The sequence below is a fragment of the Colwellia sp. PAMC 21821 genome (assembly GCF_002077175.1).
Classification (GTDB): Bacteria; Pseudomonadota; Gammaproteobacteria; order Enterobacterales; family Alteromonadaceae; genus Cognaticolwellia.
In genome coordinates this window covers 4,544,546-4,568,848 of the sequence record NZ_CP014943.1, presented here as the reverse complement: position 1 = coordinate 4,568,848, position 24,303 = coordinate 4,544,546, and the positions used below count along the sequence as shown (strand labels likewise).

The following is a 24,303-nucleotide window of genomic DNA, read 5'->3' as shown; positions in this document are numbered from 1 at the left end:
TCATGAGAAATATTTTTAAAAATACCTTTAAAAAGGTAACGCTAGTATCAATGGCGGTAACCGTTGCTTTAGCATCAAGCGGTGCTGCTGCAAAAATTAGTCAGCAAGACGCTGCTAAATTAGAAAAAGAGTTAACCCCTTTTGGTGCGGTACGTGCAGCGAATGCTGACGGCTCTATTCCAGCTTGGACCGGTGGCATTAAGTCAGCACCAGCAGGCTATAAAGTAGGCGACCATCATATTGACCCTTTTGCTGCCGATAAAGCGATGTATACCATTACGGCTAAGAATCTTGCAGAATATAAAAGTATATTAACGCCAGGCCAAATTAAGTTATTTGAAACTTATCCTGATACATACAAGATGAGTGTTTACCAATCTCGTCGTTCGGCTTCGTATCCAGAGCATGTTTATCAAGCGACTTTGGACAATGCGACGAGAACAGAATTAGTTGAAGGCGGTAATGGTATTATTCAAGCAGCTGTTGGTATTCCATTTCCAGTACCAAAAGATGGCTTAGAAGCTATTTGGAACCATATATTACGCTATCGCGGTGAAAAAATTGTTCGTGAAGGTGGTCAAGCTGCACCAACGGCGTCAGGTGATTATACCTACATGGGGTTTGACGACCAATTACTTATACCGTATGGCGTTAAAGGTGTTAAAGCTGAAGAGCTTCAAAAAACTAATATTTTGTTCAAATTTAAGCAAAAAGTTACTGAGCCAGCACGTTTAGCTGGTACAGCTTTATTAGTTCATGAAACGATGGACCAAATAAAAACACCTCGCCAAGCATGGACCTATAACACGGGTCAACGACGTGTTCGCCGTGCGCCAAATGTTGCATATGATGCACCAGGTACAGCGTCAGATGGTTTAAGAACAACTGATGACTTTGATATGTTTAATGGTGCACCTAACCGTTACAACTGGACATTAAAAGGCAAGCAAGAGTTGTTGATCCCATATAACGACTATCGTTTACACAGCGATAATTTGAAATATGATCAAATTTTACAACCGGGTCATATTAATCCTGAACTCGTGCGCTATGAAAAGCATCGTGTATGGGTGGTTGAAGCTAACTTAAAATCTGATACGCGACATACGTATAAAAAACGTGTATTTTATATCGATGAAGATAGCTGGCAAGTAGCGGTTACCGATATTTATGATAACCGAGATGAATTATATCGTGTTGGTGTTGCTCATGGCATTAATTACTATGAAGTACCTACCCAATGGTCAACTTTAGAAGTATTTCATGACTTGCAATCTCGTCGTTATATTGCGATGGGACTAGATAATGAAGCAAGTATGTATGACTTCTCTGCTGATTTACAAGACGTTGATTTTACGTCCTCAGCATTACGTCGTGAAGGGCGAAGATAAGTCAATACTTTGATAAAACGGCTGGCTGGTGCTAGCCGTTTTTGTTTTAAAGTTTACAATCGGTTATTTAATTTTAATTCCTCTTGATTTTAGCTAAACTAAAGATGGAGGAGAATTTGAACGTGCTGGATATTATTCTGGCTAACTCTTCTTAATATATCAATTTGAGGCATGTAGGCCTCTTAGTCCAAATAAATGGAGCTAATATAGTTAATTATGCGTCTTCTCGTTATTTTACTCAGTTTTCTTACTATTCCTATTCTCAATGCGCAACCGCAAGACGCGATAATTGCACCTTTGGCGAGCAAATCACTTTTACTTGATATTACAAAAGTTAATGAGTCCACATTAGTCGCTGTTGGTGAACGCGGTCATATTCTAGTGTCCACTGATGGTGTTCAGTGGCAACAAGCTAAAGTACCGTTACAAGTGACATTAACCGCGGTCTATTTTATCGATGAATTTAATGGTTGGGCGGTAGGTCATGATGCAACTATTTTATCTTCAAAAGATGCTGGTAGATCTTGGCAAATACAGCAGCATCTACCAAACGTAGAGAAACCATTATTGGATGTACTATTTTTGGACGAAAATAGTGGCATTGCCATTGGCGCTTACGGGCTGTTTTATCGAACGCTTGACGGCGGAAAACATTGGGAAGTTGAATATCATAACGAATTTCTTTTCCCTGAAGATCAAGCGTACTTAGCAGAACTTAAACTGCAAGACGAAAAAGCATATTTAGATGAACAAAGTAGTATTTTGCCACATTTTAATCGCGTGGTGGCCGATGGTCGTACTTTATATCTGGCTGGGGAAATTGGCCTGATTGCTAAAAGCAATGACTTTGGGGTGAACTGGGAGAAGCTTGATGAGATATATCCAGGGTCATTTTACGATATAAACCGAACGCAAATAGGCAACTTACTTGTGGTTGGTTTACGCGGGCATATTTTTCGCAGTTTACGTAATGGTACGCCATGGCAGGAAACTGATAGCCATGTAACGGCACTATTAAGTGCTATTGTACTTACTGATGATGACCGTATATTTGTACTAGGAAATAACGGGGTATTGTTAGAAAGCCGAGATGATGGTGCTTCGTTTCACAAACATATTATAAAAGATGGTAAAGCACTTATTGCAGGTGTTTGGTATAAGAATAAGATTATTGCCGTCTCTGATGTTGGCATCAAAACTATTAACGTAACGAAGTAACTGTCATGAAATTTAATTCTATTATTAATGTTGTAGAAGCAACACTCTTTCGCCGTCGATTAGCTGTACTGGTATTTTTTCTTCTGACCAGTATATTTCTGTTGTTTCAAGCAACACAAATTAAACTTGATGCCGCCTTTACCAAACATATTCCACTGAACCACAGTTATATGAAGACCTATCTTGAGCATAGGGAGAATTTTGGTGGTGCAAATAACGTTTTAATTTCAGTGTGTGATACCAGTGATGATATTTTCAACCCTGAATTCTTTAAGGCCTTAAAAGGCGTGCATGACAAACTGTTTTTTATTCCGGGTGTTGACAGAATTCAGGTCAAATCTTTATTTTCACCCAGTACGCGATTTGTTGAAATTGTAGAAGATGGCTTCGCGGGAGGGCCGGTAATTCCTGCCAACTTTCAACCCGATGAAGCAGGTCTAGCGATTGTAAAGGGCAATATTGAAAAAGCTGGCATAGTTGGTAGCATTGTTGCTGACGATTATAGTTGCTCCATGGTGAAAACCTCGTTGATGGAAATTGACCCCAATACCGGAGAAAAACTCGATAGCATCGTACTCGCCGGACAATTGGAAAATGAAATTCGTGGTGAATTTGAAAATGGTAAAATATCAATACACATTATTGGTTTTACCAAAATGGTGGGTGATGTAGCCCAAGGTGCAAAAGGGGTAGTTACCTTTTTCGCGATCGCTATTGCCATCACGACTTTGATGGTTTTTTGGTTTTGTCGGTCACTTGCTTTAACTATTTTACCTATTACATGTTCCTTGATTGCCGTTGTTTGGCAGTTAGGTATGTTATCGACACTCGGCTTTGGCTTAGACCCTATGTCGATATTGGTACCCTTTTTAGTCTTTGCCATTGGTGTTAGTCATGGCGTGCAAATGATTAACTCCGTCTCCAAAATGGTCAACAGTGGCAAAACCAGTAAGGAAGCAGCACAATTAAGCTTCAGAGTTTTGTTAGTTCCAGGCGGTATAGCATTACTTTCAGATACCGTAGGTTTTATGACCTTGTTGTCTATAGATATAGGCATTATTCGCGAGCTCGCCATAACGGCATCTCTGGGTGTTGCTATGATCATATTAACTAACTTGGTGTTATTACCACTGTTAGTTTCTTATATGAAAGTGCCAAAAAGTAAAGAAACTACACCAGATAAAAAGTCCTCTGGTGCCGATGGCATTTGGCATCTTATGTCTACATTTGCGACACGTAAGGTCGCCATGGTTATCTTAGCGTTAACAGCCGTACTTTATATTGTTGGATATATTAATGCCCAAAATATGAAAATAGGGGAGTTACATGCAGGTGCACCGTCGTTACATGAAGAGTCACGATACAATCAGGATACCTTCTTAATTACTGATAAATATGCCATTAGCGTCGATTATATGTCTATTATCGTCGAAACGACCGCAGATGCCTGTACCTACTACGACCGTATGGACACTATTGATAGATTTCAATGGCGGATGGAAAATGTGCCAGGTGTACAGTCAGCTGTTAGTTTGGCGTCTATCGCAAAAATAGTTAACGCGGGCTATAACGAAGGTAACCCGAAATGGCGTGTTTTATCGCGTAATCCACAAACCTTAGTGCAATCAATTGCTCGAGTACCTTCTTCAAGTGGGTTGCTCAATAGTGACTGTAGTGCAATGCCGGTTATTTTATTTTTAGAAGACCACAAAGCCGAAACAATCACTAGAGTAGTTGATGAAGTTAAAGTGCTTGCTAGCGAGTTGGGCAATGACAATTTAACTTTCAAGCTTGCATCAGGCCCAGTCGGCGTTATGGCAGCAACCAATGAAGCGGTAGAAGCAGCGCAAATCCCTATGATGCTTTATGTTTATGGTGCGGTAATCATTTTATGTTTATTGAGCTTTAGAAGCTTAAGAGCAACAATTGCCGTGGTTGTGCCACTTTATGTGGTATCAACGCTTGCACAATGGTTGATGACAGCGCTCGATATAGGGCTCACGGTATCAACGCTACCTGTTATTGCATTAGGTGTGGGTATAGGTGTCGATTACGGTATTTATATCCTGTCTACTATGAGTGTTAAGCTGAGAAATGGTGCTACGGTACAAAGTGCTTATTTTGACGCACTTAAAGAGCGTGGTAGTGCAGTTTTAATTACCGGAGTAACTTTAGCTATAGGTGTTTCAACCTGGTTTTTCTCTGATTTAAAATTCCAAGTTGATATGGGCATATTATTAACCTTCATGTTTTTAGTTAATATGATTGCAGCAGTGCTGGTATTACCAGCTATTGCAGCGTTTCTATGGCCTGAGCGAAAATAAATTGTAATTAATTGATCGTATAAATATGCATAAATAAACAAGAAAATGGCCGAAAGGTCATTTTCTATTTATAACTTATGAATAAACAATTGAATGTTTTCATGTCTGTTACATAAATAAGCTCTTTTTAAAGTAATGCATCTAAAATAGTGCTCGCAATCGCCCGAGTTTATCAATAAGATCAAGTTTATAGTCTATTCTTTTACAAGACTCAAAAATTAGTAATTATTCAAGCGTTTTATCCAAAAAGGAAAAAGGCATGGCGTTAGTAGACGGTTTACCTTCAGTGATACTTTCGAACGTAGCACAGTTAATACAAAAAAAAGTTCCAGCGGCAACAGCTCCGCTTGTGAAGCAATTTGCAGAGTTGCTTTATAAAAATATTTCAACCTTAGATCTTGATCATAGAAATGATAGTGACATGTATGGTGCCACGCTAAGTCTTTGGAATACATTAAACGACCATCAAGATGATAAACCTGTGATTAAAGTGTTTAATCCACAGGTTTCAAAAAATGGTTGGAAATCTAGCCATACCATCATCGAAATTATTGTGAGAGATATGCCGTTTTTAGTCGACTCTGTGCGTATTGCTTTAAGTCGATTAAACCTAACACCGCATTTAATGTTGAACTCACCAATAAAAATAGTTCGTGATAAAAGTCAAAATATCACTAAGCTTTCTTCTTCTGTTGATCAGTCGTTCAAGTCAACGTCGGTCGAAACAGTATTTTTTATTGAAATTGATCGTCAGAATGACGCGAAAGTATTAACAAATATCGCTAAAGAATTACACTCTGTCGTCAGCGATATAGCCATAACGGTAAGCGATTGGCAACCAATGCAAGCACGCTTGCGTAGTGTTATTGACGAGGTGAAAAAGGCTAAATTACCTTGCTCTGAAGCAGAGCACAAAGACAGTGTTAGCTTTTTAGAATGGATGTTAGCAGATAACTTTACGTTATTAGGTTACCGCGCTTATCATGTTAAAACATTAGAAGGCGATATGGCCCTATCGGCTGATGTTGAATCTAGCTTAGGCTTAATGAACCAGTATGACGGTACCAAAGAACGTCTTATGTCTGGTTTAAGTGAGTCAGCGCGGGAAATTGCCTTAGGTAAAAACCTATTAGTTTTAACAAAAACTAATGCTAAATCGCGTGTACATCGCCCAGCTCACTTAGATTATATTGGTGTTAAGCGCTTTGACAACAAAGGTAATGTTATTGGCGAAGAGCGTTTTGTTGGTTTATTTGGTTCGGCTTACTATACTAATAGCGCTTTGGATTTACCCTTAATTAAATCTAAAGTTATGGGTGTTTGTAACGATTCAGGTTTTGCCATTGGCACCCATGCTTATAAAGCATTGATCAATATCCTTGAAACATATCCAAGAGATGAAATTTTACAAAGTTCACCTGCTGAATTATTGAAAAATGTTATGGGTATTTTTCAAATGCAAGAGCGTGACTATTCCGGCTTGTTTATGCGCCGCGATGCTTTCAACCGCTTTTACTCTTGTATGGTTTATGTGCCACGTGAACGTTACAACACCGCGTTACGTGTTAACACTCAAAAATTGCTACAAGAAGCATTAGGCAGCGATGAAGAAGTTGAGTTTACGACTTACTTCTCAGAATCCGCACAAGCGCGAACGCACTATATCGTTAGAGTTAATTCGACAAAAGCAGACATTAATGTGAAAGAAATTGAAAAGAATTTAAACCATGCTGCACGCAGCTGGGATGATAATTTAGCCGATGCATTAAACTCGCATAAAGGCGAAGCTAAAGGTAAAGCATTAAGTAGAAAATATGCTAGCTTTCCACAAGCTTATAAAGATGAAGTTTTACCTGGTACTGCAATCGTAGATATCGAAAAATTTGAAGCTTTATCTGAAGATAATCAACTTGAAATGTTGTTTTATCAACCGCAAGAAGAAGACGCTAACAGCCGCTTTGTAAAATTAAAGTTATTCCATTCGGGCGAACCATTACATTTGTCTGATGTTTTACCTATGTTAGAAAATTTTGGTTTACGTGTTATCGGTGAAAGCCCATATGCAGTAAAAGCCGAAAACGGAGAAGTTTTTTGGATTTTAGACTTCTCAATGCTACTAACTGGCAAAGGTAAATTCAATCTAGAAATTGTTCAAAGCTTATTCCAAGACGCCTTTGCAAAAGTATGGTCACGAGAGTTAGAAGACGATGGTTTTAACCGTTTAATTTTAGGTGCTGAATTGGGCGGACGTGAAGTATCAATTGTACGTGCTTATGCCAAATATGAACGTCAAATTGGTGGTACTTTTAGTCAAAGTTACATTGAAGATACCTTTGCGCGCTATCCAAGTATCGCAAAACTATTGATTAAGCTTTTTAAATTACGTTTTACACCAAGTAAAAAGTCAAATGAAAAGGCGCTTGAGAAAGTTCATACGAGCCTTGAGGCTTCTTTAGACAGTGTTGCTAGTTTAGATGATGACCGTATTATCCGTCGCTTTGTCGAAATGGTTAATGCCACGATTCGTACTAACTATTTTCAGCCACACCCAGTAACAGGTGAAAAGTCATACATTTCATTTAAAATATTACCTTCACAAATTTCTGATGTTCCACAACCTGTGCCAGCATTCGAGATTTTTGTATACTCACCTCAAGTTGAAGGTGTGCATTTACGTGGTGGTAAAGTTGCTCGTGGTGGTTTGCGTTGGTCAGACCGTCGTGAAGATTTCCGTACAGAAGTGTTAGGCTTGGTGAAAGCACAACAAGTTAAAAACTCGGTTATTGTACCTGTAGGCGCAAAAGGCGGTTTTGTTTGTAAGCAATTACCTGACGGAGATAGAAAAGAAATTTTTGAAGCTGGTAAGGAATGTTACCGTACCTTTATTCGTGGTTTATTAGATATTACCGATAATATTATTGACGGTGAAATTGTACCTCCTGTTAATGTTGTTCGTTTAGATGAAGATGACCCTTATTTAGTGGTAGCAGCCGATAAAGGTACGGCCACTTTTTCAGATGTCGCGAATGCTATTTCTGACGAATATAACTTCTGGATGGGTGATGCCTTTGCCTCAGGTGGTAGCGTCGGCTATGACCATAAAGCTATGGGTATTACGGCAAAAGGTGCATGGGAATCGGTTAAACGGCACTTCCGCGAAATGGATGTTGACTGTCAAACAACTGATTTCACCTGTATTGCTATAGGTGATATGGCGGGTGATGTATTTGGTAATGGTATGTTGTTATCGAAGCATACTCGTTTGCAAGCTGCGTTCAACCATATGCATATATTTATTGATCCAACACCTGATGCAGCCAGTTCATACGTTGAACGTGAACGTTTATTTAATTTACCAGGTTGTACGTGGGATGATTATAATAAAGACTTAATTTCTGAAGGTGGTGCTATTTTCAGTCGCCAATCAAAATCAATTAAGTTAACACCACAAATTAAAAAAATGCTTGGCACGCAAAAGCAAACCATGTCACCACTTGAGTTAATGCAAGCCATATTAAAAATGCAGGTTGATCTGTTATGGAATGGTGGCATTGGTACTTACGTGAAGGGTTCGAAAGAAACACACTTAGAAGTGGGCGATAGAGCAAACGATGCCTTACGTATTAATGGTGCAGAACTTAAAGCTAAAATCGTGGGTGAAGGCGGTAACTTAGGTTTTACACAGTTAGGCCGTATTGAATTTGGCGCTAAAGGTGGCCGAATTAATACTGATGCGATTGATAATGCTGGCGGTGTTGATTGTTCAGATAACGAAGTGAACATTAAAATTCTATTAAATGGCTTAGTACAAAACGGTGATTTAACTGTTAAGCAGCGTAATAAAATTCTTTATGACATGACTGACGAAGTAGGTGAAATCGTTATTGATGATTGTTATCGTCAAACTCACTCATTGTCTATCACTGAATTACGTGGCGGCGGGCAGTTAAAAGAACAAGCGCAATTTATTAGTGAATTAGACCGTTCTGGCAAGCTAGTTAGAGCGTTAGAATTTATCCCAACAGATGAAGAAATTGCTGAGCGTTTAGCATTAGGTAAAGGTCTAACACGTCCTGAACTTGCCGTGCTACTTGCTTACAGTAAAATGGTCCTTAAAGAAGAGCTTGTTTGTCCTGAAATTACCGACAACGAATATCATCAAAGTTTACTCATTGAAGCGTTTCCAAAGCAGTTACAAGCTAGTTACAGTGCTCAAATGCAAGATCATCCGCTTCGTGCAGAGATTATAGCGACACAATTAGCCAATAACATTGGTAACGATATGGGCTTTAATTTTGTGCACCGTATGAAAGAAGAAACAGGTGCAACTACTTCAGAAATCGCCAATTGTTATACCATGGCGAGTGCGGTATTTGAACTTTCAGATGTTTGGAAACAAATCAGCGACTTAGATAATAAAATATCTACTTCTATTCAAACAGAAATGCTCTTTCAATTACGAAGAACGGTCCGTCGGGCTACGCGTTGGTTCCTTCGTCATCGTAATAAGTCGTTTAATATTGCACAATCTATTGCGTTTTATCATGAAACATTTGCAGAGCTTTCAAGCAATATTACGAGCTACATGATTGAAAAAGAAGCTGCGCAGATTAAACGAGTGGAAAGTGATTTAGTGAAAGCTGGTGTGCCTGATTCGGTTGCATTAAGAATATCATTATTGAGCACCTTGTTCTCTGTAATGGACATTGCTGAAATTTCAAAATCTGAAGCTATATCGACTGAATTAGCCACAGACCTTTACTTCAAACTCGGTGCTAGATTAGATTTACATTGGTTCTTAGACCAAATAACTTCTCAACCGGTTTCTAACCACTGGCAAGCGCTTGCAAGAGCGTCATTCAGAGAAGAGCTAGATTGGCAGCAACGTTCACTGACTTCTGTGATCTTGCGTGGCAATAAAGACTCTACTGACGTTGACAAAATGCTGGAAACTTGGCTAGTAGAAAGCGCTCAACCGCTTGAGCGCTGGCAGCATATTTTGGCTGACTTTAGAATTGGCAAAACGCATGAGTTTGCTAAGTTCTCGGTTGCCTTACGAGAGTTAATGTTGTTAAGTTTGCACTGTGACCCAGTGAAATAAGTGTTAAGATCCCCGCCATGAGCGGGGATTTTTTTGTCACCAAGTTTAGTTCGGTTTCTCGCACGGGCAATATTAAGTTTAATTAAAGAGGTATTATGTTCTACTCAGCTATTCGTAAAGTATTTTTTAAATTTGACCCAGAAGTAATTCACGAGTTAACGATTAAAGGCTTTAAAACAACCGGCGCTTCGCCGCTCAATAGACTTTATAAGCAAACCATACCAAATAAACCTGTTGAAGTTATGGGGATCAATTTTCCTAACCCAGTTGGTTTAGCTGCAGGGCTTGATAAAAATGGTGAATGTATTAAAGCTTTTGAAGCCATGGGGTTTGGCTTTATTGAAGTAGGGACAGTAACACCGCGACCACAAGCGGGTAATGATAAACCACGAATTTTTAGATTACCGGAAGCTAATGCTATTATTAACCGAATGGGATTTAATAATAAAGGCGTTGATTACCTCGTTGACCAAGTTATAAAAGCTAAGTACAGCGGTGTTTTAGGTATCAATATAGGTAAAAATAAAGATACACCTGATGAGCAAGCTAAGGATGATTACATTCATTGTATGCGTAAGGTTTATAACTTTGCCACCTACATTACGGTAAATATTTCATCACCAAACACACCTGGTTTACGCTCGTTACAATATGGTGATGCACTCAACGAATTGTTATCAGCGTTAAAAGCTGAACAAACGGCACTTGCAGAACAATATGGTAAATACGTACCTGTTGCAGTAAAAATTGCCCCAGATTTAAATGCAGAAGAAGTAAACTCTATTGCAGAATGTTTAATTGCCAATAATATTGACGGGGTCATTGCCACCAATACTACATTAGCTCGAGACCAAGTATCACACTTACCTTTTGGGAATGAGCAAGGTGGTTTAAGTGGAGCACCGGTGAAAGAAAAAAGTACTGAAGTAATTCAATTACTGGCAAAAGCACTTGATAATAAATTACCCATTATTGGTGTTGGCGGTATTGCTTCGGGTGCTGATGCTAAAGAAAAAATGGATGCAGGGGCTAACTTAGTACAAGTGTATACCGGTTTTATATATCAAGGTCCGCAATTGATTAAAGATATTGCACAGGCTTTAAAATAGCACCTAGTAATAAAAATTATTTAAAACTAAAAGGCCGTCTACTTATTTCAGTGGACGGCCTTTTTGATATTGATTTGGCGTTTCTATTATCAGCAGAGGGGAGGTATAAGCTAAGACTTACTCGCTAATATCGCTTCTAGACGCTCCATGCGCTCTAAGAGTAACTGCAAGCTCGTATCAAATTCATTGACTGTAGTTGCGGTAAACATCTGCTGTTTATCACGGCTTTTTGAATTAGCTTCTAAGGTATTAAGTTCTGATGATAATTTTTTGAGTTCTGCTTTTAAACTACTCACAGCAATCATTTGTTCGGAGACCGCGTTAATTGAAAACTCAGTTGCGGTGATCTTATCTTTTAAATCACTGATTGAATTATTTTGTAAGCTAACGGTATTTTCGAATTTATCTTGTTGTTGAGATATTTTTATACTCTGTGAATTCAGCGCTTTAATTTCTTGTTGATTTTTTCGCCAAGCTGACGCCCAAAGCTTATCCATCTCAGATAATAACAGTTCTGTTTTTTCACTGATCGCTTCTAACTTAACTTTTAAAGCAATGGTAGACTCACCCATTTCTTCACCGGTAGCTGATAATTGGTTTTCTAGCTGTTGAATTCGTCCCGCGCTTGTTTCTAATACATGGTTAACGTTAACCTGCTGTTGATAGAAATACCAAGCCGTGCCCGCTAACGCAATATAAGGCATTAAGATTAATAATGTTTTTGGCAAAGTAGCAGATGACTTTGTCGCTTTTGGTGTTGTGCGGACATTATCGGCTTTCTGTGTTTTAGTCACAGGTTCACGCACTATTTTAACTTGATCTTGGTCGATATTAATCGTTGGAATTTCAGGTTCTTCACGTTTTGACAAGAGAGCGTCCTACTAACAATGGGATATTATCTATTGAATTAAAATTAATCGTCTAGATATAAGTTACAGTTAACAGTAACTTTATAATATTTCGTATATTTTGTACAAAAAAACCGACTAATAAGTCGGTTTTTCTTCTGGTGCAATAAAGTATCTTAATTATAGAGTGTTAGTAACTATCATTATGAACACTTTGCACAGCTCGGCCTGATGGATCCGCCATGTTAGCGAAGCTCGCATCCCATGCTAGTGCTTCTGGTGTACTACAGGCGACTGATTTTCCGCCAGGTACACATTCAGCAGCAGATGCTAACGGAAAGTTTTCTTCAAAAATACAACGATAATAGTAGGCTTCTTTAGTATCTGGTGTATTAAATGGGAATTTAAACTCTGCACTCGCTAATTGTTGGTCGCTTACTTGCGCTTCAACATGTTGCTTTAAACCATCGATCCACGAATAGCCAACACCATCAGAAAATTGCTCTTTTTGACGCCACAATATTTCTTTCGGCAAGTAACCTTCAAAAGATGAGCGTAAAATAGCTTTTTCCATTTTGCCATTGCCACACATTTTATCTTCTGGATTAATGCGCATAGCCACATCCATAAAGTTCTTATCTAAGAATGGTACGCGTGCTTCAATGCCCCAAGCCGACATAGATTTGTTTGCACGTAGACAATCAAACATGTGCAATTTATCAAGTTTACGCAATAATTCGTTATGAAACTCTTCAGCATTTGGCGCTTTATGAAAATACAAATAACCACCAAATATTTCATCAGCACCTTCACCAGAAAGTACCATTTTAATACCCATGGCTTTTATTTTTCTTGCCATTAAATACATCGGAGTAGAAGCTCGAATAGTGGTTACATCGTAAGTTTCTAAATGGTAAATAACTTCTTTAAGTGCGTCGATACCTTCTTGTTCGGTAAAGATAACACTATGATGTATTGTACCTATGCTGTCAGCAACAGTTTTTGCAGCGATTAAATCGGGAGAACCCGCTAAACCGCAGGCAAAAGAATGCACTTTAGGCCACCATGCTTCAGACAGATCGTTCTCTTCAATACGTCTAGCAGCAAACTTTTGCGTAATGGCAGAAATTAATGAAGAGTCTAAACCACCAGAAAGCAATACACCGTAAGGTACATCGGTCATTAAATGGCTTTTAACAGATTCTTCTAATGCTTCGCGTATTTTTTCTTTGCTGGTATTGTTATCTTTTATAGCTGAATATTTTTGCCAGTTGCGTTGATAATATTTTTCAACTTTGCCTACTCGGCTATCTAATATATGACCTGGAGGAAATTCAGCTACCGTTTTACAGATTGGCATTAATGCTTTCATTTCAGATGCAACATAGAAGTTACCTTCAGCGTCATAACCAGTATAAAGTGGAATAATGCCCATGTGATCACGAGCAATTAGGTAACTATTGTCGACTTCATTGTATAAACAAAAGGCAAACATGCCCTGAAGTTTATCGACAAAGTCACTACCAAATTTTTCAAACATTGGAATGATAATTTCACAATCAGAAGCGGTTTGAAAAGGGTAGTCAGGCGTATGTTGGCTGGCTAAAGATTTATGATTATAAATTTCACCATTAACAGCTAAAACCTTTGTTTTATCCGTGTTATATAATGGTTGTGCGCCATGCTCAGTATCGACAATTGAGAGGCGTTCATGGACTAAAATAGCATTGTCATTGTTGTAGATACCAGACCAATCTGGACCACGATGACGAAGTAAGCGAGAATATTCTAAAGCTTTTGGACGAAGTGCGTCTGCACCTGTTTTAATATCTAATATACAAAATATCGAACACATTGAAGTGCTACCCCTTTATATTTTTAATGGAAATTGTTGGATGAATACGTTTTTGCATGTTTGCTAAAACGTATTACGAAATTTTATCGAAGTAAACATGATGATGTTTACAGAAAAAATTATCACTCAGCAGTAGTGCTGTACTGACACTTTGACAGTATTTGACAAAAAATCAATAGTATTTTTACTCTAATTTGATTAAAACCTATAATCGTTGATTTTACTGCAACAATAATCGCTAGTTTTAATCAAATAGATACATTAGTATATCCATGAATTTAAAATAGTATATCAATGAAAATAAAAGATTTTTTCGCTATTTATTTATATTTTAATCATAATTATGAGCATTAAATGTTGAAACCTGTCAATAATATAAGAATGAAGGCCTTTGTCATTGCAATAACGCTTGGCTTAAATGTTTCTGCTCATAGCGCAGTCATTAACGCTGTTGAATCAACAGTAGAAGAGTTACGCATTAGTAAGGCACTTAAAGCCATGCCTAATGTTGCAGCAAGGTTATCGACTCGCGTTGATAAATTTAGTGCGCAGCTAAATCAAGCAACGAACTATACAGTTATGACACAATTAGTTATTCGTCATGGCTCAGGTCTCTGGTTAGATGCTAAAAAGTCCTTTAATGAATTAAATGATTTTGACGATAGACCCTTATATTGGGCGCGTTTACAAATGAGTAAAGCGTTACGTTCATCAAACACTTTTGCCGAATTATTTGAAAATCAGCAGAATAAACTACTCTGGACCCTTGAGTTATTATCTCGTGGTCAAATGGATGTAAAATTTGATAAAAAAGCCGATAAGAAAATATTACTTACCGGTTTCGACCCCTTTTTTCTTGATAGGCATATCGACCAAAGTAACCCTTCTGGCGTTGTAGCGTTATCTTTAGATGATCTCGTGGTGAGTATTGAAGGGCAAAGTGCAGAAATTGAAGTGTTAATCATGCCTGTACGTTTTGCTGACTTCGATCAAGGGATGATAGAAGAACTTATAAGCCCTTATATTGAGCAAAAATCAGTTGATATGGTGATAACGGTTAGTATGGGTAGAGACAACTTTGATTTAGAACGCTATCCGGCATTAAGACGCAGTGCCAATGCGCCAGATAACCTTAATGTATTAACAGGTGGCAGCAAAAATAACCCCATAGTGCCTGAGTTAAATAATGCTGCTTTGCAAGGGCCTGAGTTTGTTGAATTTAGCTTGCCAGTATCGGCGATGTTAAAGGGCGCAGGTAAATATCAAATTAATGATAATAGAAAAATATCGACGGTCCCTGGAGGCACATTTAATGCTGAAACACTGGCCGATATACAAAGCCAAACTTCAGTTGGCGGGTCGGGTGGAGGGTATCTTTCGAACGAAATTTCATACCGAAGTATATTACTGCGAGATAAATATAATTTAATGTTACCGGTTGGTCATATTCATACCCCGCGTATTAAAGCTTTTGATCAACAAGCGCTAATGGATATTGTTAACCAAACGAAAAACATGATTACCCAAGGTGTTGCAGGCTTATAACGGTTAAGTTAAAAACTTTTAGCAATAAAAAGCTTAACAATAAAAAATAGCTAAAAAATAATTTAAGACTTAGCCAATACTTTATTTCAATTATTTCAACACAAAAAAAACGCTAACTAAGTTAGCGTTTTTTTGTTTTACTCTGCAATTAATAACGATTAATTCACTTGGTATAATACATTCCAGCTCAATCTGAAATCATCGTGATATAAATACATATATTAAAGCATGGTGCTAAATATTATTAGTGACATCCACCGATAATTTTAGCATTTGTCCTGGTTGTAAATACTTTGCACGATTAAGGCTATTCCAACGTTCAATATCTTTAATAGACACATTGAACTTGTCGGCGATGCGGGCAAAAGAATCACCTTTGCGCACACGATAATTAATGTTGCGAATTATCGCTTTTTCACCGGGCGTTAGGCTATTTATGGTTAATTCTTTAACCGCTGTTTTTTGCCAGATTACGAGTTTTTGTCCAGGCTTAATCGTGTCTCTAGGTGCCATGGCGTTCCATTTTGCAATGCTACGGGTAGAAACATTATAGGTACGGCTTAAGTCCCATAAAGTATCACCAGACTTCACGATATGAATACGTTTTTCACCAGCCAGTACTTTATTTTGCGTTTTTGCTAAGCGTTGATTTTGAGATAACAAATAACTATCTAAAGAAGCGGTAGCGACAGGTATTAATAAAAACTTACCGGCTCTGATCTGATTGCCTTTAACGTTATTTACTTGTTTGATCAAATCAATTTCGGTATTAAATTGTTGCGCGATTTTACCTAAACTGTCACCACTTTTAATTTTATATCGTTGCCAAGCTAAGCGCTCTTTTTTGCTTAATTTTGCTAAACCTTGTTCAAATGTCGCAATCTTATGGTTGGGTAGCAATAAATAGTGTGGTCCGTCAGGGTCGGTTGCCCAACGGTTAAAGCCAGGGTTAAGTCGTTGTAACTCGGTTAAAGTTAAATCGGCTAATTGCGCGGCTTTGGCTAAATCAAGTTGTGAACCAATATCAACTTGTGTGATCACCGAGCTATTATCAATTTCGTGCAATTTAATTTTTAATTCATCGCTACGTTTAACGATGTCAGCTAACGCTAATAACTTCGGCACATAGGCGCGCGTTTCTTTTGGTAAATCTAGAGACCAAAAGTCGGTAGGAAGGTTTTGCTTTTGGTTTTTTCTAACCGCTCGTCTTACTCGGCCTTCACCGGAGTTGTATGCTGCTAATGCTAGCATCCAATCGCCATCAAAAAATTTGTTTAAATATTTTAAATATTTAATAGCACCTTGGGTTGAAGCCACAACATCTCTGCGTCCGTCATACCACCAATTTTGTTTCATGCCAAAACGTTTGCCTGTGCCAGGTACAAATTGCCACATGCCAGAGGCTCGGCCATGGGAGTAAGCAAAAGGGTCAAACGCACTTTCAACAATAGGTAACAAGGCAATTTCGATGGGTATATCGTTTGCTTCTAATGCTTCAACGATGTAATACAAGAACGGCTCAGCCCGTTTTGCTACGCGAGTTAAATAAGTGGGGTGTTTAACAAACCAAGCCCTTTGACTAGCAACACGAGGATTATCCGGTATTGAAAACTGTAGTTTACTGCGAATTCTTTGCCAAACATCATCGGTTAAGTAGCTTTCTTGATCGTCATTACCAAGGTCCACGTTACCATCGGCAACAGGATGAATTACGTCAATGGCTTCATCAACCAGCAATGCCTGATTAATTTCTCCCGATGAAGCTACGTCGATAAGTACTTGTTTTCCTGAGTTAGCTTCAAGTTTATTCGATTCGTTCTGATTTGATATTGATTGGCAACCGGACAATAAGAGTACGGTTGCGATAGATAAGGTTTTATACTTCATGCAATGTCTTTTTAAATTTACTTGGCGCCAGTGTCACTTATTTAGTGCTGATATTCAAGATTTGTGCGATAAAAAACGCCTTAGAAAATGTCTTTCCAAGCGCGAATAATGGTAAAGGCTTTCAGTTTATCCTCAACTTTAACTTCACTGTACTCACTAGCGCTTGTCATCAAACTAGGCTCATGGCACCGTAAAAAAGGATTGATTTTCTTTTCAAGCATAATAGATGTTGGAATAGTCGCTATGCCTTGTTCGCGTTTTTGTAACACTTGATTGTAATAATGAACTAGTTCGCTATTACCAGGCTCAACGGTTAAGGCAAAGTTAAGGTTAGCTTGAGTATATTCATGTGCGCAATATACGTGCGTGCGCTCAGGCAATGCACTAAGCTTTTCTAATGATGAGAGCATTTGACTTGGTGTACCTTCGAACAGTCTGCCACAGCCGCCAGAAAATAAAGTGTCGCCACAAAATAAATTGTCTTGCGATAAATAAGCAATATGGCCGCTGGTATGTCCTGGCAGGTCAATAATGGAAAATTCAAAGCCTAAATCTGCTAACTTTACGGTATGGCTGTCATTGAGCGCTACATCACAATGTGGAATGTTTTCACTCTCTGGACCATAAATGGTCAATGGCCATTGCTTGTTTTTACAATATTCAACCAGTGTGTTGATACCACCAACATGATCAGCGTGATGATGCGTGATCAAAATATTTGATAACTGTAATTGTTGCTGCTCTATAAATTCGATACAAACACTGGCGTCACCTGGGTCGACTAAGGCCATGTTTTGACTTGTGTTTGATGAAATTGCCCAAATATAATTATCTGAAAAGGCCTTTATCATGGAAACTTTCATAATAGTGGTACTTTGAGTTTGCTGCATGTGTGGCTCCTGAGTATACTGAAGATATGATTATACTGATTTTTTTAACTGTTTAATATAATGAAGCCAGCACTCGCGTTTAGGCATCCTGATTATCCAACATCTTGGCAGCATTTACCCAATGGTGAGCTCATTGTTGCGAATATTAATCAAACACTGGCACCTTGGTGGTCAAAATTTTTTGGTTATCATTTGCTAAAAATTGGTGCCTTAAGTGGTGAAGTTGACAGCACAGAAAGTCCTATTAAACATCAATTAACCTTAAGTAATCAACTCGGAAACGGTGATTTGGTTGCTGAAATTGATGATTTACCCTTACTAGAACACAGTATTGATGTTTGTGTGTTGGCACATGCATTAGAGTTTTCATTAGACCCTCATCATGTTGTGCGTGAAGCTAACCGTGTATTAATTCCGAACGGCTATTTAGTGATCACAGGTTTTAATCCTTTTAGTTTAGCTGGTCTTAATCAATTTATACCCTACAGACGTAATAAAACCCCGTGGAATGAAAGATTATTTTCACCCATGCGTGTTAAAGATTGGCTACATTTAATGGGCTTTGAAATACAACTTGATCAGCGGTTTTTACATTCAACATTATCTGGGCAAATAACGCAGGGGGTATTAAGTAACCATTGGCATAATATAGCGTCACGCTTCTTTCCAAGTTTAGGCTCAGTGTATGTTATTGTGGCAAAAAAACGGGTACTACCTTTAACACCGATTAAAGCAAAGTGGCAACTTAGACCGCGCTTTGAACCCGTAAAAGTCCCCACAATGAATTCATCAAGAAAAACAAATAAGCAAGATAATAAATAAGTAATAAGTAATAATTAATGTTCAATTATTACTCAAGCTCAACCCATAAATTAAGGTCATAACTTACCCATGCAACTTCATGAATTTGAACACTATTTAAATACCTTATTAAAGCCTGAACAAATCAAAGACTTTTGTCCGAATGGCCTTCAAATACAGGGACGTGACAAAATCGTTAAGGTTATTACTGGGGTGACAGCAACACAAGCATTGATAGATCAAGCTATCGCGGAAAAAGCCGATGCTTTAGTGGTGCATCATGGTTTCTTTTGGAAGAATGAAAGCTATGTCATTCGCGGTATGAAACATAAACGTATTAAAGCTTTACTGGCAAATGATATTAGTTTATTTGCTTACCATTTACCGTTAGATATTCATCCTATTTTGGGTAATAACGCGCAACTTGCAAAATTATTTTCCATAGATAATGTTGCACCACTAGAAGTGGGTAATGCCTTGAGTGTAGCGGTACGCGGTGAGTTCAGTACTGAGTTGTGTCCACAAGTGCTTGAGCAACGCATAAGTGAGCAATTGAAACGCAAATGCTTGCATATACCTGCGCCTTCAAATAAAGCGATTAAAACTGTTGCTTGGTGCAGCGGTGGTGGTCAAGGCTATATTGAATTGGCCGCAGAGCAAGGCATAGACGCTTTTATTAGTGGTGAAGTGTCTGAGCAAACGACTCATGTCGCGCGCGAAATGGATATTCATTTCTATTGTGCTGGTCATCATGCTACCGAGCGTTACGGTGCTAAAGCACTCGCTGAGCATTTTAATCAACACTTGCCAGTTGACGCTAAATTTATTGATATTGATAACCCTGCGTAAGTTCAGGGTTATTTTCTTATTATGAAAAAAAGCAAGGTACATGCACTTTTAATGATGCCATTTGAGGGGGAACTAGCGCAAACTTCACTGTTTAAGTCTGCAGTTAGCTTTTAAACCATTGCACGATCCGACCCAATGTTTCGTGCCAAGCGGTACTAGTTTGTTGCAATTTTTTTGCACTCGGTAAGTAATACTGCCATGGAGTAAGTCCGTTTTTCTTCACCCAGGGACTTGCCGGTGCGGGGATCGCATTGATACCGTATTTTTCAAAATAGGCCATGGCTCTAGGTAAATGGTTAGCGCTAGTGACTAAAACTACATTTCTATTGAGCACTCGTGGTGCGATGAGTTGTGCTTCCTCCTCGGTATCTTGCGGGTAGTTTTCAGTGATAATCCTATGTGCGGGTACACCTAATAACACAGCTGCTTGCTTAACCTTTTGCGCATTTGAGCTAACATCACCACCTGAAAACCCTGAGGTTATTATTTGCGCTTCTGGGTGTAATCGATAGATACGGATAGCTTCAACTAACCTTTCTAGCGAACTGGATTTTAACTGACTTGTCGCTGGTAAGCCCTCAACTGTAGTGTGAACACCGCCTAAAATAATAATATAATCTACAGGCTTATCGCTGCGGGTAAAGGCTGGATAGTTATCTTCTAATGGTGCCATTAAGGCGTCTGAAATAGGTGGTAGGGTAGTTATTATTAATAAAGCGGTTGCCGTTAACAATGCAACAAAACTGAATTTTGGCTTAATACGATAAAATAAAATAGCGATAACTAACAGGAAAACGATAACGCTGAGTGGCATTATCATTAAGCTGATAATTTTTTTTAGTAAAAATAAATCCATATTAAAATTCCAAATAGGTGAATTATTTCAAGCTATTGAAGCATAACAAGTAAGTAACTTTTTAGCAGCAGCTAATTTTGTCGTAAATTAATTTGTTTGGACGTCTAAAAGTCTGTTGATATTTATATTTAGATAGGGTTAAATAACGACGCTGAAAATTAGAAATTATTTTCCATTAACTTCTGAGTATTTTTCATTATGTACTTACAAGTTTTATGATAATTTTCGCACCAGAAGAGGCGCAATTGCCAGGTAAGTAACATGAGGAGCCCATCCTTTGATTGTTACTAAGGGGGACAATTGCCGAGAATGTTGATAGTGGGACTTATCACATTCGGTCGCTAAGGCTGAATCCTTAGGGCTGTCACCGCTAAAAATACGTTTTTAGCATAGGGTGGAGAGCTTCTGGCTGAATAGTACCGTCTGAATAATTGATTATTCTAATCTTATTCGCTCTACGCTCAGTCATGCTCTTCCTTGTATTTATTTGCCTGTATAATTTACTGTACTTTACTAAATATCACTCAGTAAACAGGCTTTTAGGAAGATTTTTTATGTTAAACTGTTATTTTCTGCCGTTAGAAACGGGTGTTAATACCATCGAAACTTTATGCCATTGTATAGCTGTTAACGTTCTGCCAACAACACGCTTGGAGAACTTACATGTCTGTTAACGTTAAACAAGTTAATACCAACAATATTACCGTTGCAAAATTTGGCGGCACCAGTGTTGCTGATTATCAAGCCATGCTGCGTTGCGCGGATATTATCAAAAAAAATACCACTAACCGCTTAGTCGTAGTATCAGCAAGTGCGGGGGTAACTAATCATTTAGTACGCTTAAGTCAAGCTGATGTTAGTACCACGGAACGTGAACAAATAATGACTAATATCGCAGATATTCAATTTGCGATAACTGAAAACTTTACCCACCAAGAAAGTATTAATAATGAAATATCAGCATTATTAACTTCATTACGCGGTTTTGCGGAGCAACAAGCACAGCAACATACCACGAAAAACGGTGATGAAATTTTAAGTTTTGGCGAACAATTCAGTTCACGTATTTTTGCTCAAGTATTACAATCTGTTGGTGTTAATGGTCATTACTTTGATGCTCGACAAGTTATGAAAACCGATAATTTGTATGGCAAAGCCCAAGTTGATTTAACCCAAATAGCCGCTAATGCTAAAACATTCCTGCTACCTTTGCTTACTGAGCAAGTTATCGTGACACAAGGTTTTATTGGTAGCGATCAACAAGGTAACACGACAACACTGGGTCGAGGTGGTTCTGATTATAGTGCAGCATTGCTAGCAGAAGCTATTGAAGCCAGTAATTTAAGTATTTGGACTGATGTAGTGGGCATTTTCACTACTGATCCTCGTATTACTGATCAAGCGCGTTCGATTAATGAAATAAGCTTTGGTGAAGCGGCAGAAATGGCAACATTTGGCGCTAAAATTCTTCACCCGGCAACACTTATACCCGCCATGCGCCAAGATATCCCTGTATTTGTTGGTTCAAGTAAAGAACCTGATGCGGGCGGTACAAGAATACAGCGCGAGGTTGAATCTAATCCGACCTATCGTTCAATTGCGCTGCGTCGAGAGCAAACTCTGGTAACCGTTAAAAGCCCGCAAATGCTTCACGCCAGTGGCTTTTTAGCAAAAGTTTTTACTGTATTAGCTAAGCATCAACTCAGTGTTGATTTAATCACGACCAGTGAAATCAGTGTTGCGATGACCTTTGATAACCCACATGGTTCAACACAAGCCTTGCTCACTAAAGCGGTTGTAGAAGAGTTAGAGCAACTTTGTGAAGTCAGCGTTGAACATGGTTTGAGTTTAATTGCGGTGATCGGTAATAAAATTCATGGCACTAAAGGGGTTGGTAGCAGCATTTTTGATAAAGTGAATGATTTCAATATTCGCATGATTTGTCATGGTGCGAGTAATCACAACCTTTGCTTCTTGGTACCAGAAGCTGATGCTAACCAAGTCGTTGAACGATTACACGCGACTTTATTTTCTGGTTAAGCTCGATGTAGACAGAAATACTGTTGAATTTTGTTAAACCTGAACAGATAAATTGAGAGACTAAAAAGGGACATTTATTTGTCCCTTTTTGCTTTTAAAATAATATTAACTACATTGAGTCAGACATTTTATTCATAGGCTAATGGGTCAGTCACATTATTGTCAGCAAAAGCTTCTAAGCGTTCCTGACATGCACCACATTTACCACAGGCTTTTTCGCGGCCATTGTAACAAGTCCACGTGTCATTGTAGCTCAAGCCCATGTTCAAACCATCAGTTAAAATATCTGATTTGCTGTTAGTTAAATACGGACTAAAAATTTCAACGGCTTCATAGTTAGCAATTTTACAAACGTCATTCATTTTCATGACAAATTCAGGACGGCAATCAGGGTAAATAGCATGGTCGCCAGAATGAGCACCGTAATAAACTTGTGAAGCTTTAACGGATACCGCATAACCTACAGCAAGTGACAGTAAAATCATATTTCGGTTTGGCACTACCGTTGATTTCATACTTTCGGCTTCGTAATGTCCTTCTGGAATATCGATGTCATCCGTTAAAGATGATCCGGCTAATAATTGGTTGATCGCAGATATATCAATAACCTTATGAGCAACATTCAATTGCTGACAAACTTTACTGGCACAGGCAATTTCTTTCACGTGTTTTTGGCCATAATCAAAGGTTAAAGCATAAACTTCTTTACCATCTTTTAAAGCACGGTGCAGTACAGTGAAAGAATCCATGCCACCGGAAAAAATTACTACGACTTTATTACTCATATTTGCTGGTCTCTTGGGGTATAATAAAAACTTGCGCATTCTACTCGAAATTATCTAAGCATTAAAGTAATGACCACACGTTATAAAATAAATGAATTGTTTGAAACTCTGCAAGGCGAAGGCTCTTTTACCGGCCAACCGTCAATTTTTCTTCGTTTACAAGGCTGTCCAGTGGGCTGTTCTTGGTGCGATACTAAGCATACTTGGGATATCCATCCTGAATTAGAGATCCCTAGCAAAACACTATTAGGTAAGTCAGAAGAGACCGAACAATGGTCGAATTTATCACTTGATGATATGGCTGCAATATTTAGTCAGCAGGGCTATAAAGCTAAACATATTGTGATCACCGGCGGTGAACCCTGCATGGTCGATTTAACCGAGTTGTGTTTATATTTTGAAGCACAGGGTTATAGTTGTCAGGTTGAAACTTCAGGTACTTTTGAAATTCGAGTCTCTGAGCAATGTTGGGTAACGGTTTCACCAAAAGTTAATATGCGTGGTGGTTACGAAATTTTAGCCAGTGCCATGCAACGTGCTAATGAAATTAAGCACCCAGTGGCAACTGAGCAACATATTGACGACTTAAAAGCATTATTGGCGGAGCATAAAGTAGCAGACAAGCAAATTTACTTACAACCGATCAGCCAAAAACAAAGGGCTACCGAACTTGCTATTGCCACGTGTATCGAAAATAACTGGCGCTTGTCAGTACAAGTTCACAAATACATTGGTATTGAATAGCGACTGACATAATAAGCGATCGATGTTTTAATCCATGCACGATCGTCTCTTCTGTAAATG

Annotated in this window: 16 protein-coding genes and 1 riboswitch; of the genes, 10 read left to right on the top strand and 6 right to left on the bottom strand. The window is 38.5% G+C overall.

What is annotated here, in order from left to right:
* The first annotated feature begins 2 nt into the window (after nt 1-2).
* The 5 genes from A3Q33_RS19045 (at nt 3) to pyrD (ending at nt 11,143) form a co-directional block, all read left to right on the top strand.
* Nucleotides 3-1,391: a DUF1329 domain-containing protein gene (locus tag A3Q33_RS19045; protein ID WP_081181455.1), complete on the top strand. Its 1,389-nt coding sequence runs from the start codon at nt 3-5 to the stop codon at nt 1,389-1,391.
* Between the two features lie 216 nt (nt 1,392-1,607).
* Nucleotides 1,608-2,609: a WD40/YVTN/BNR-like repeat-containing protein gene (locus A3Q33_RS19040; protein WP_081181453.1), complete on the top strand. Its 1,002-nt coding sequence runs from the start codon at nt 1,608-1,610 to the stop codon at nt 2,607-2,609.
* Between the two features lie 5 nt (nt 2,610-2,614).
* A complete protein-coding gene (locus tag A3Q33_RS19035; protein WP_081181451.1) occupies nt 2,615-4,933 on the top strand; it encodes an efflux RND transporter permease subunit in 2,319 nt (772 codons plus the stop codon).
* Nucleotides 4,934-5,192: 259 nt separating this feature from the next.
* Complete coding sequence (locus tag A3Q33_RS19030; protein WP_081181449.1) at nt 5,193-10,034, top strand: NAD-glutamate dehydrogenase; 4,842 nt, start codon at nt 5,193-5,195, stop codon at nt 10,032-10,034.
* Between the two features lie 95 nt (nt 10,035-10,129).
* On the top strand, nt 10,130-11,143 hold the full coding sequence (gene pyrD, locus A3Q33_RS19025) for a quinone-dependent dihydroorotate dehydrogenase (RefSeq protein WP_081181447.1): 1,014 nt from the start codon (nt 10,130-10,132) through the stop codon (nt 11,141-11,143).
* A gap of 110 nt (nt 11,144-11,253) precedes the next feature.
* On the opposite strand, the gene A3Q33_RS19020 is transcribed toward pyrD, so the two are convergent.
* Entirely contained in the window at nt 11,254-12,012 is a 759-nt protein-coding gene (locus A3Q33_RS19020) for a hypothetical protein (protein WP_081181445.1), read from the bottom strand.
* Between the two features lie 169 nt (nt 12,013-12,181).
* Nucleotides 12,182-13,846, bottom strand: a complete 1,665-nt coding sequence (gene asnB / locus A3Q33_RS19015) for an asparagine synthase B (protein ID WP_081181443.1) — start codon at nt 13,844-13,846, stop codon at nt 12,182-12,184.
* A gap of 354 nt (nt 13,847-14,200) precedes the next feature.
* On the opposite strand from asnB, the gene A3Q33_RS19010 reads away from it, so the two are divergent.
* Nucleotides 14,201-15,391, top strand: a complete 1,191-nt coding sequence (locus A3Q33_RS19010) for a PA0049 C-terminal domain-containing protein (protein WP_231295731.1) — start codon at nt 14,201-14,203, stop codon at nt 15,389-15,391.
* A 234-nt stretch (nt 15,392-15,625) separates the two neighbouring features.
* On the opposite strand, the gene A3Q33_RS19005 is transcribed toward A3Q33_RS19010, so the two are convergent.
* Together A3Q33_RS19005 and gloB are read right to left on the bottom strand one after the other, a co-directional pair.
* Complete coding sequence (locus A3Q33_RS19005) at nt 15,626-17,278, bottom strand: lytic transglycosylase (protein ID WP_081181441.1); 1,653 nt, start codon at nt 17,276-17,278, stop codon at nt 15,626-15,628.
* 80 nt (nt 17,279-17,358) lie between these two features.
* The gene (gene gloB, locus A3Q33_RS19000; protein WP_196798122.1) at nt 17,359-18,144 is read right to left on the bottom strand and encodes a hydroxyacylglutathione hydrolase; all 786 of its coding nucleotides are present in this window, start codon (nt 18,142-18,144) and stop codon (nt 17,359-17,361) included.
* A gap of 84 nt (nt 18,145-18,228) precedes the next feature.
* On the opposite strand from gloB, the gene A3Q33_RS18995 reads away from it, so the two are divergent.
* Entirely contained in the window at nt 18,229-18,990 is a 762-nt protein-coding gene (locus tag A3Q33_RS18995; RefSeq protein ID WP_081181437.1) for a class I SAM-dependent methyltransferase, read from the top strand.
* Nucleotides 18,991-19,059: 69 nt separating this feature from the next.
* Complete coding sequence (locus A3Q33_RS18990; protein WP_081181435.1) at nt 19,060-19,818, top strand: Nif3-like dinuclear metal center hexameric protein; 759 nt, start codon at nt 19,060-19,062, stop codon at nt 19,816-19,818.
* A gap of 103 nt (nt 19,819-19,921) precedes the next feature.
* On the opposite strand, the gene A3Q33_RS18985 is transcribed toward A3Q33_RS18990, so the two are convergent.
* Nucleotides 19,922-20,674: an ElyC/SanA/YdcF family protein gene (locus A3Q33_RS18985; protein ID WP_081181433.1), complete on the bottom strand. Its 753-nt coding sequence runs from the start codon at nt 20,672-20,674 to the stop codon at nt 19,922-19,924.
* Nucleotides 20,675-20,900: 226 nt separating this feature from the next.
* A riboswitch (Lysine riboswitch) is annotated at nt 20,901-21,087 on the top strand.
* Nucleotides 21,088-21,337: 250 nt separating this feature from the next.
* On the opposite strand from A3Q33_RS18985, the gene lysC reads away from it, so the two are divergent.
* Complete coding sequence (gene lysC / locus A3Q33_RS18980; protein WP_081181431.1) at nt 21,338-22,714, top strand: lysine-sensitive aspartokinase 3; 1,377 nt, start codon at nt 21,338-21,340, stop codon at nt 22,712-22,714.
* Nucleotides 22,715-22,842: 128 nt separating this feature from the next.
* On the opposite strand, the gene queC is transcribed toward lysC, so the two are convergent.
* Nucleotides 22,843-23,499: a 7-cyano-7-deazaguanine synthase QueC gene (gene queC / locus A3Q33_RS18975; RefSeq protein ID WP_081181429.1), complete on the bottom strand. Its 657-nt coding sequence runs from the start codon at nt 23,497-23,499 to the stop codon at nt 22,843-22,845.
* 69 nt (nt 23,500-23,568) lie between these two features.
* Here queC and queE point away from each other — a divergent pair, with 69 nt between their 5' ends.
* On the top strand, nt 23,569-24,243 hold the full coding sequence (gene queE / locus A3Q33_RS18970) for a 7-carboxy-7-deazaguanine synthase QueE (protein ID WP_081181427.1): 675 nt from the start codon (nt 23,569-23,571) through the stop codon (nt 24,241-24,243).
* Nucleotides 24,244-24,303: the final 60 nt, after the last annotated feature.

Coding starts and splice junctions, on each gene's coding strand:
- A3Q33_RS19045 (WP_081181455.1), top strand. CDS start 3: ATGAGAAATATTTTTAAAAATACCTTTAAAAAGGTAACGCTAGTATCA.
- A3Q33_RS19040 (WP_081181453.1), top strand. CDS start 1,608: ATGCGTCTTCTCGTTATTTTACTCAGTTTTCTTACTATTCCTATTCTC.
- A3Q33_RS19035 (WP_081181451.1), top strand. CDS start 2,615: ATGAAATTTAATTCTATTATTAATGTTGTAGAAGCAACACTCTTTCGC.
- A3Q33_RS19030 (WP_081181449.1), top strand. CDS start 5,193: ATGGCGTTAGTAGACGGTTTACCTTCAGTGATACTTTCGAACGTAGCA.
- pyrD (WP_081181447.1), top strand. CDS start 10,130: ATGTTCTACTCAGCTATTCGTAAAGTATTTTTTAAATTTGACCCAGAA.
- asnB (WP_081181443.1), bottom strand. CDS start 13,846: ATGTGTTCGATATTTTGTATATTAGATATTAAAACAGGTGCAGACGCA.
- A3Q33_RS19010 (WP_231295731.1), top strand. CDS start 14,201: ATGTTGAAACCTGTCAATAATATAAGAATGAAGGCCTTTGTCATTGCA.
- A3Q33_RS19005 (WP_081181441.1), bottom strand. CDS start 17,278: ATGAAGTATAAAACCTTATCTATCGCAACCGTACTCTTATTGTCCGGT.
- A3Q33_RS18995 (WP_081181437.1), top strand. CDS start 18,229: ATGAAGCCAGCACTCGCGTTTAGGCATCCTGATTATCCAACATCTTGG.
- A3Q33_RS18990 (WP_081181435.1), top strand. CDS start 19,060: ATGCAACTTCATGAATTTGAACACTATTTAAATACCTTATTAAAGCCT.
- A3Q33_RS18985 (WP_081181433.1), bottom strand. CDS start 20,674: ATGGATTTATTTTTACTAAAAAAAATTATCAGCTTAATGATAATGCCA.
- lysC (WP_081181431.1), top strand. CDS start 21,338: ATGTCTGTTAACGTTAAACAAGTTAATACCAACAATATTACCGTTGCA.
- queC (WP_081181429.1), bottom strand. CDS start 23,499: ATGAGTAATAAAGTCGTAGTAATTTTTTCCGGTGGCATGGATTCTTTC.
- queE (WP_081181427.1), top strand. CDS start 23,569: ATGACCACACGTTATAAAATAAATGAATTGTTTGAAACTCTGCAAGGC.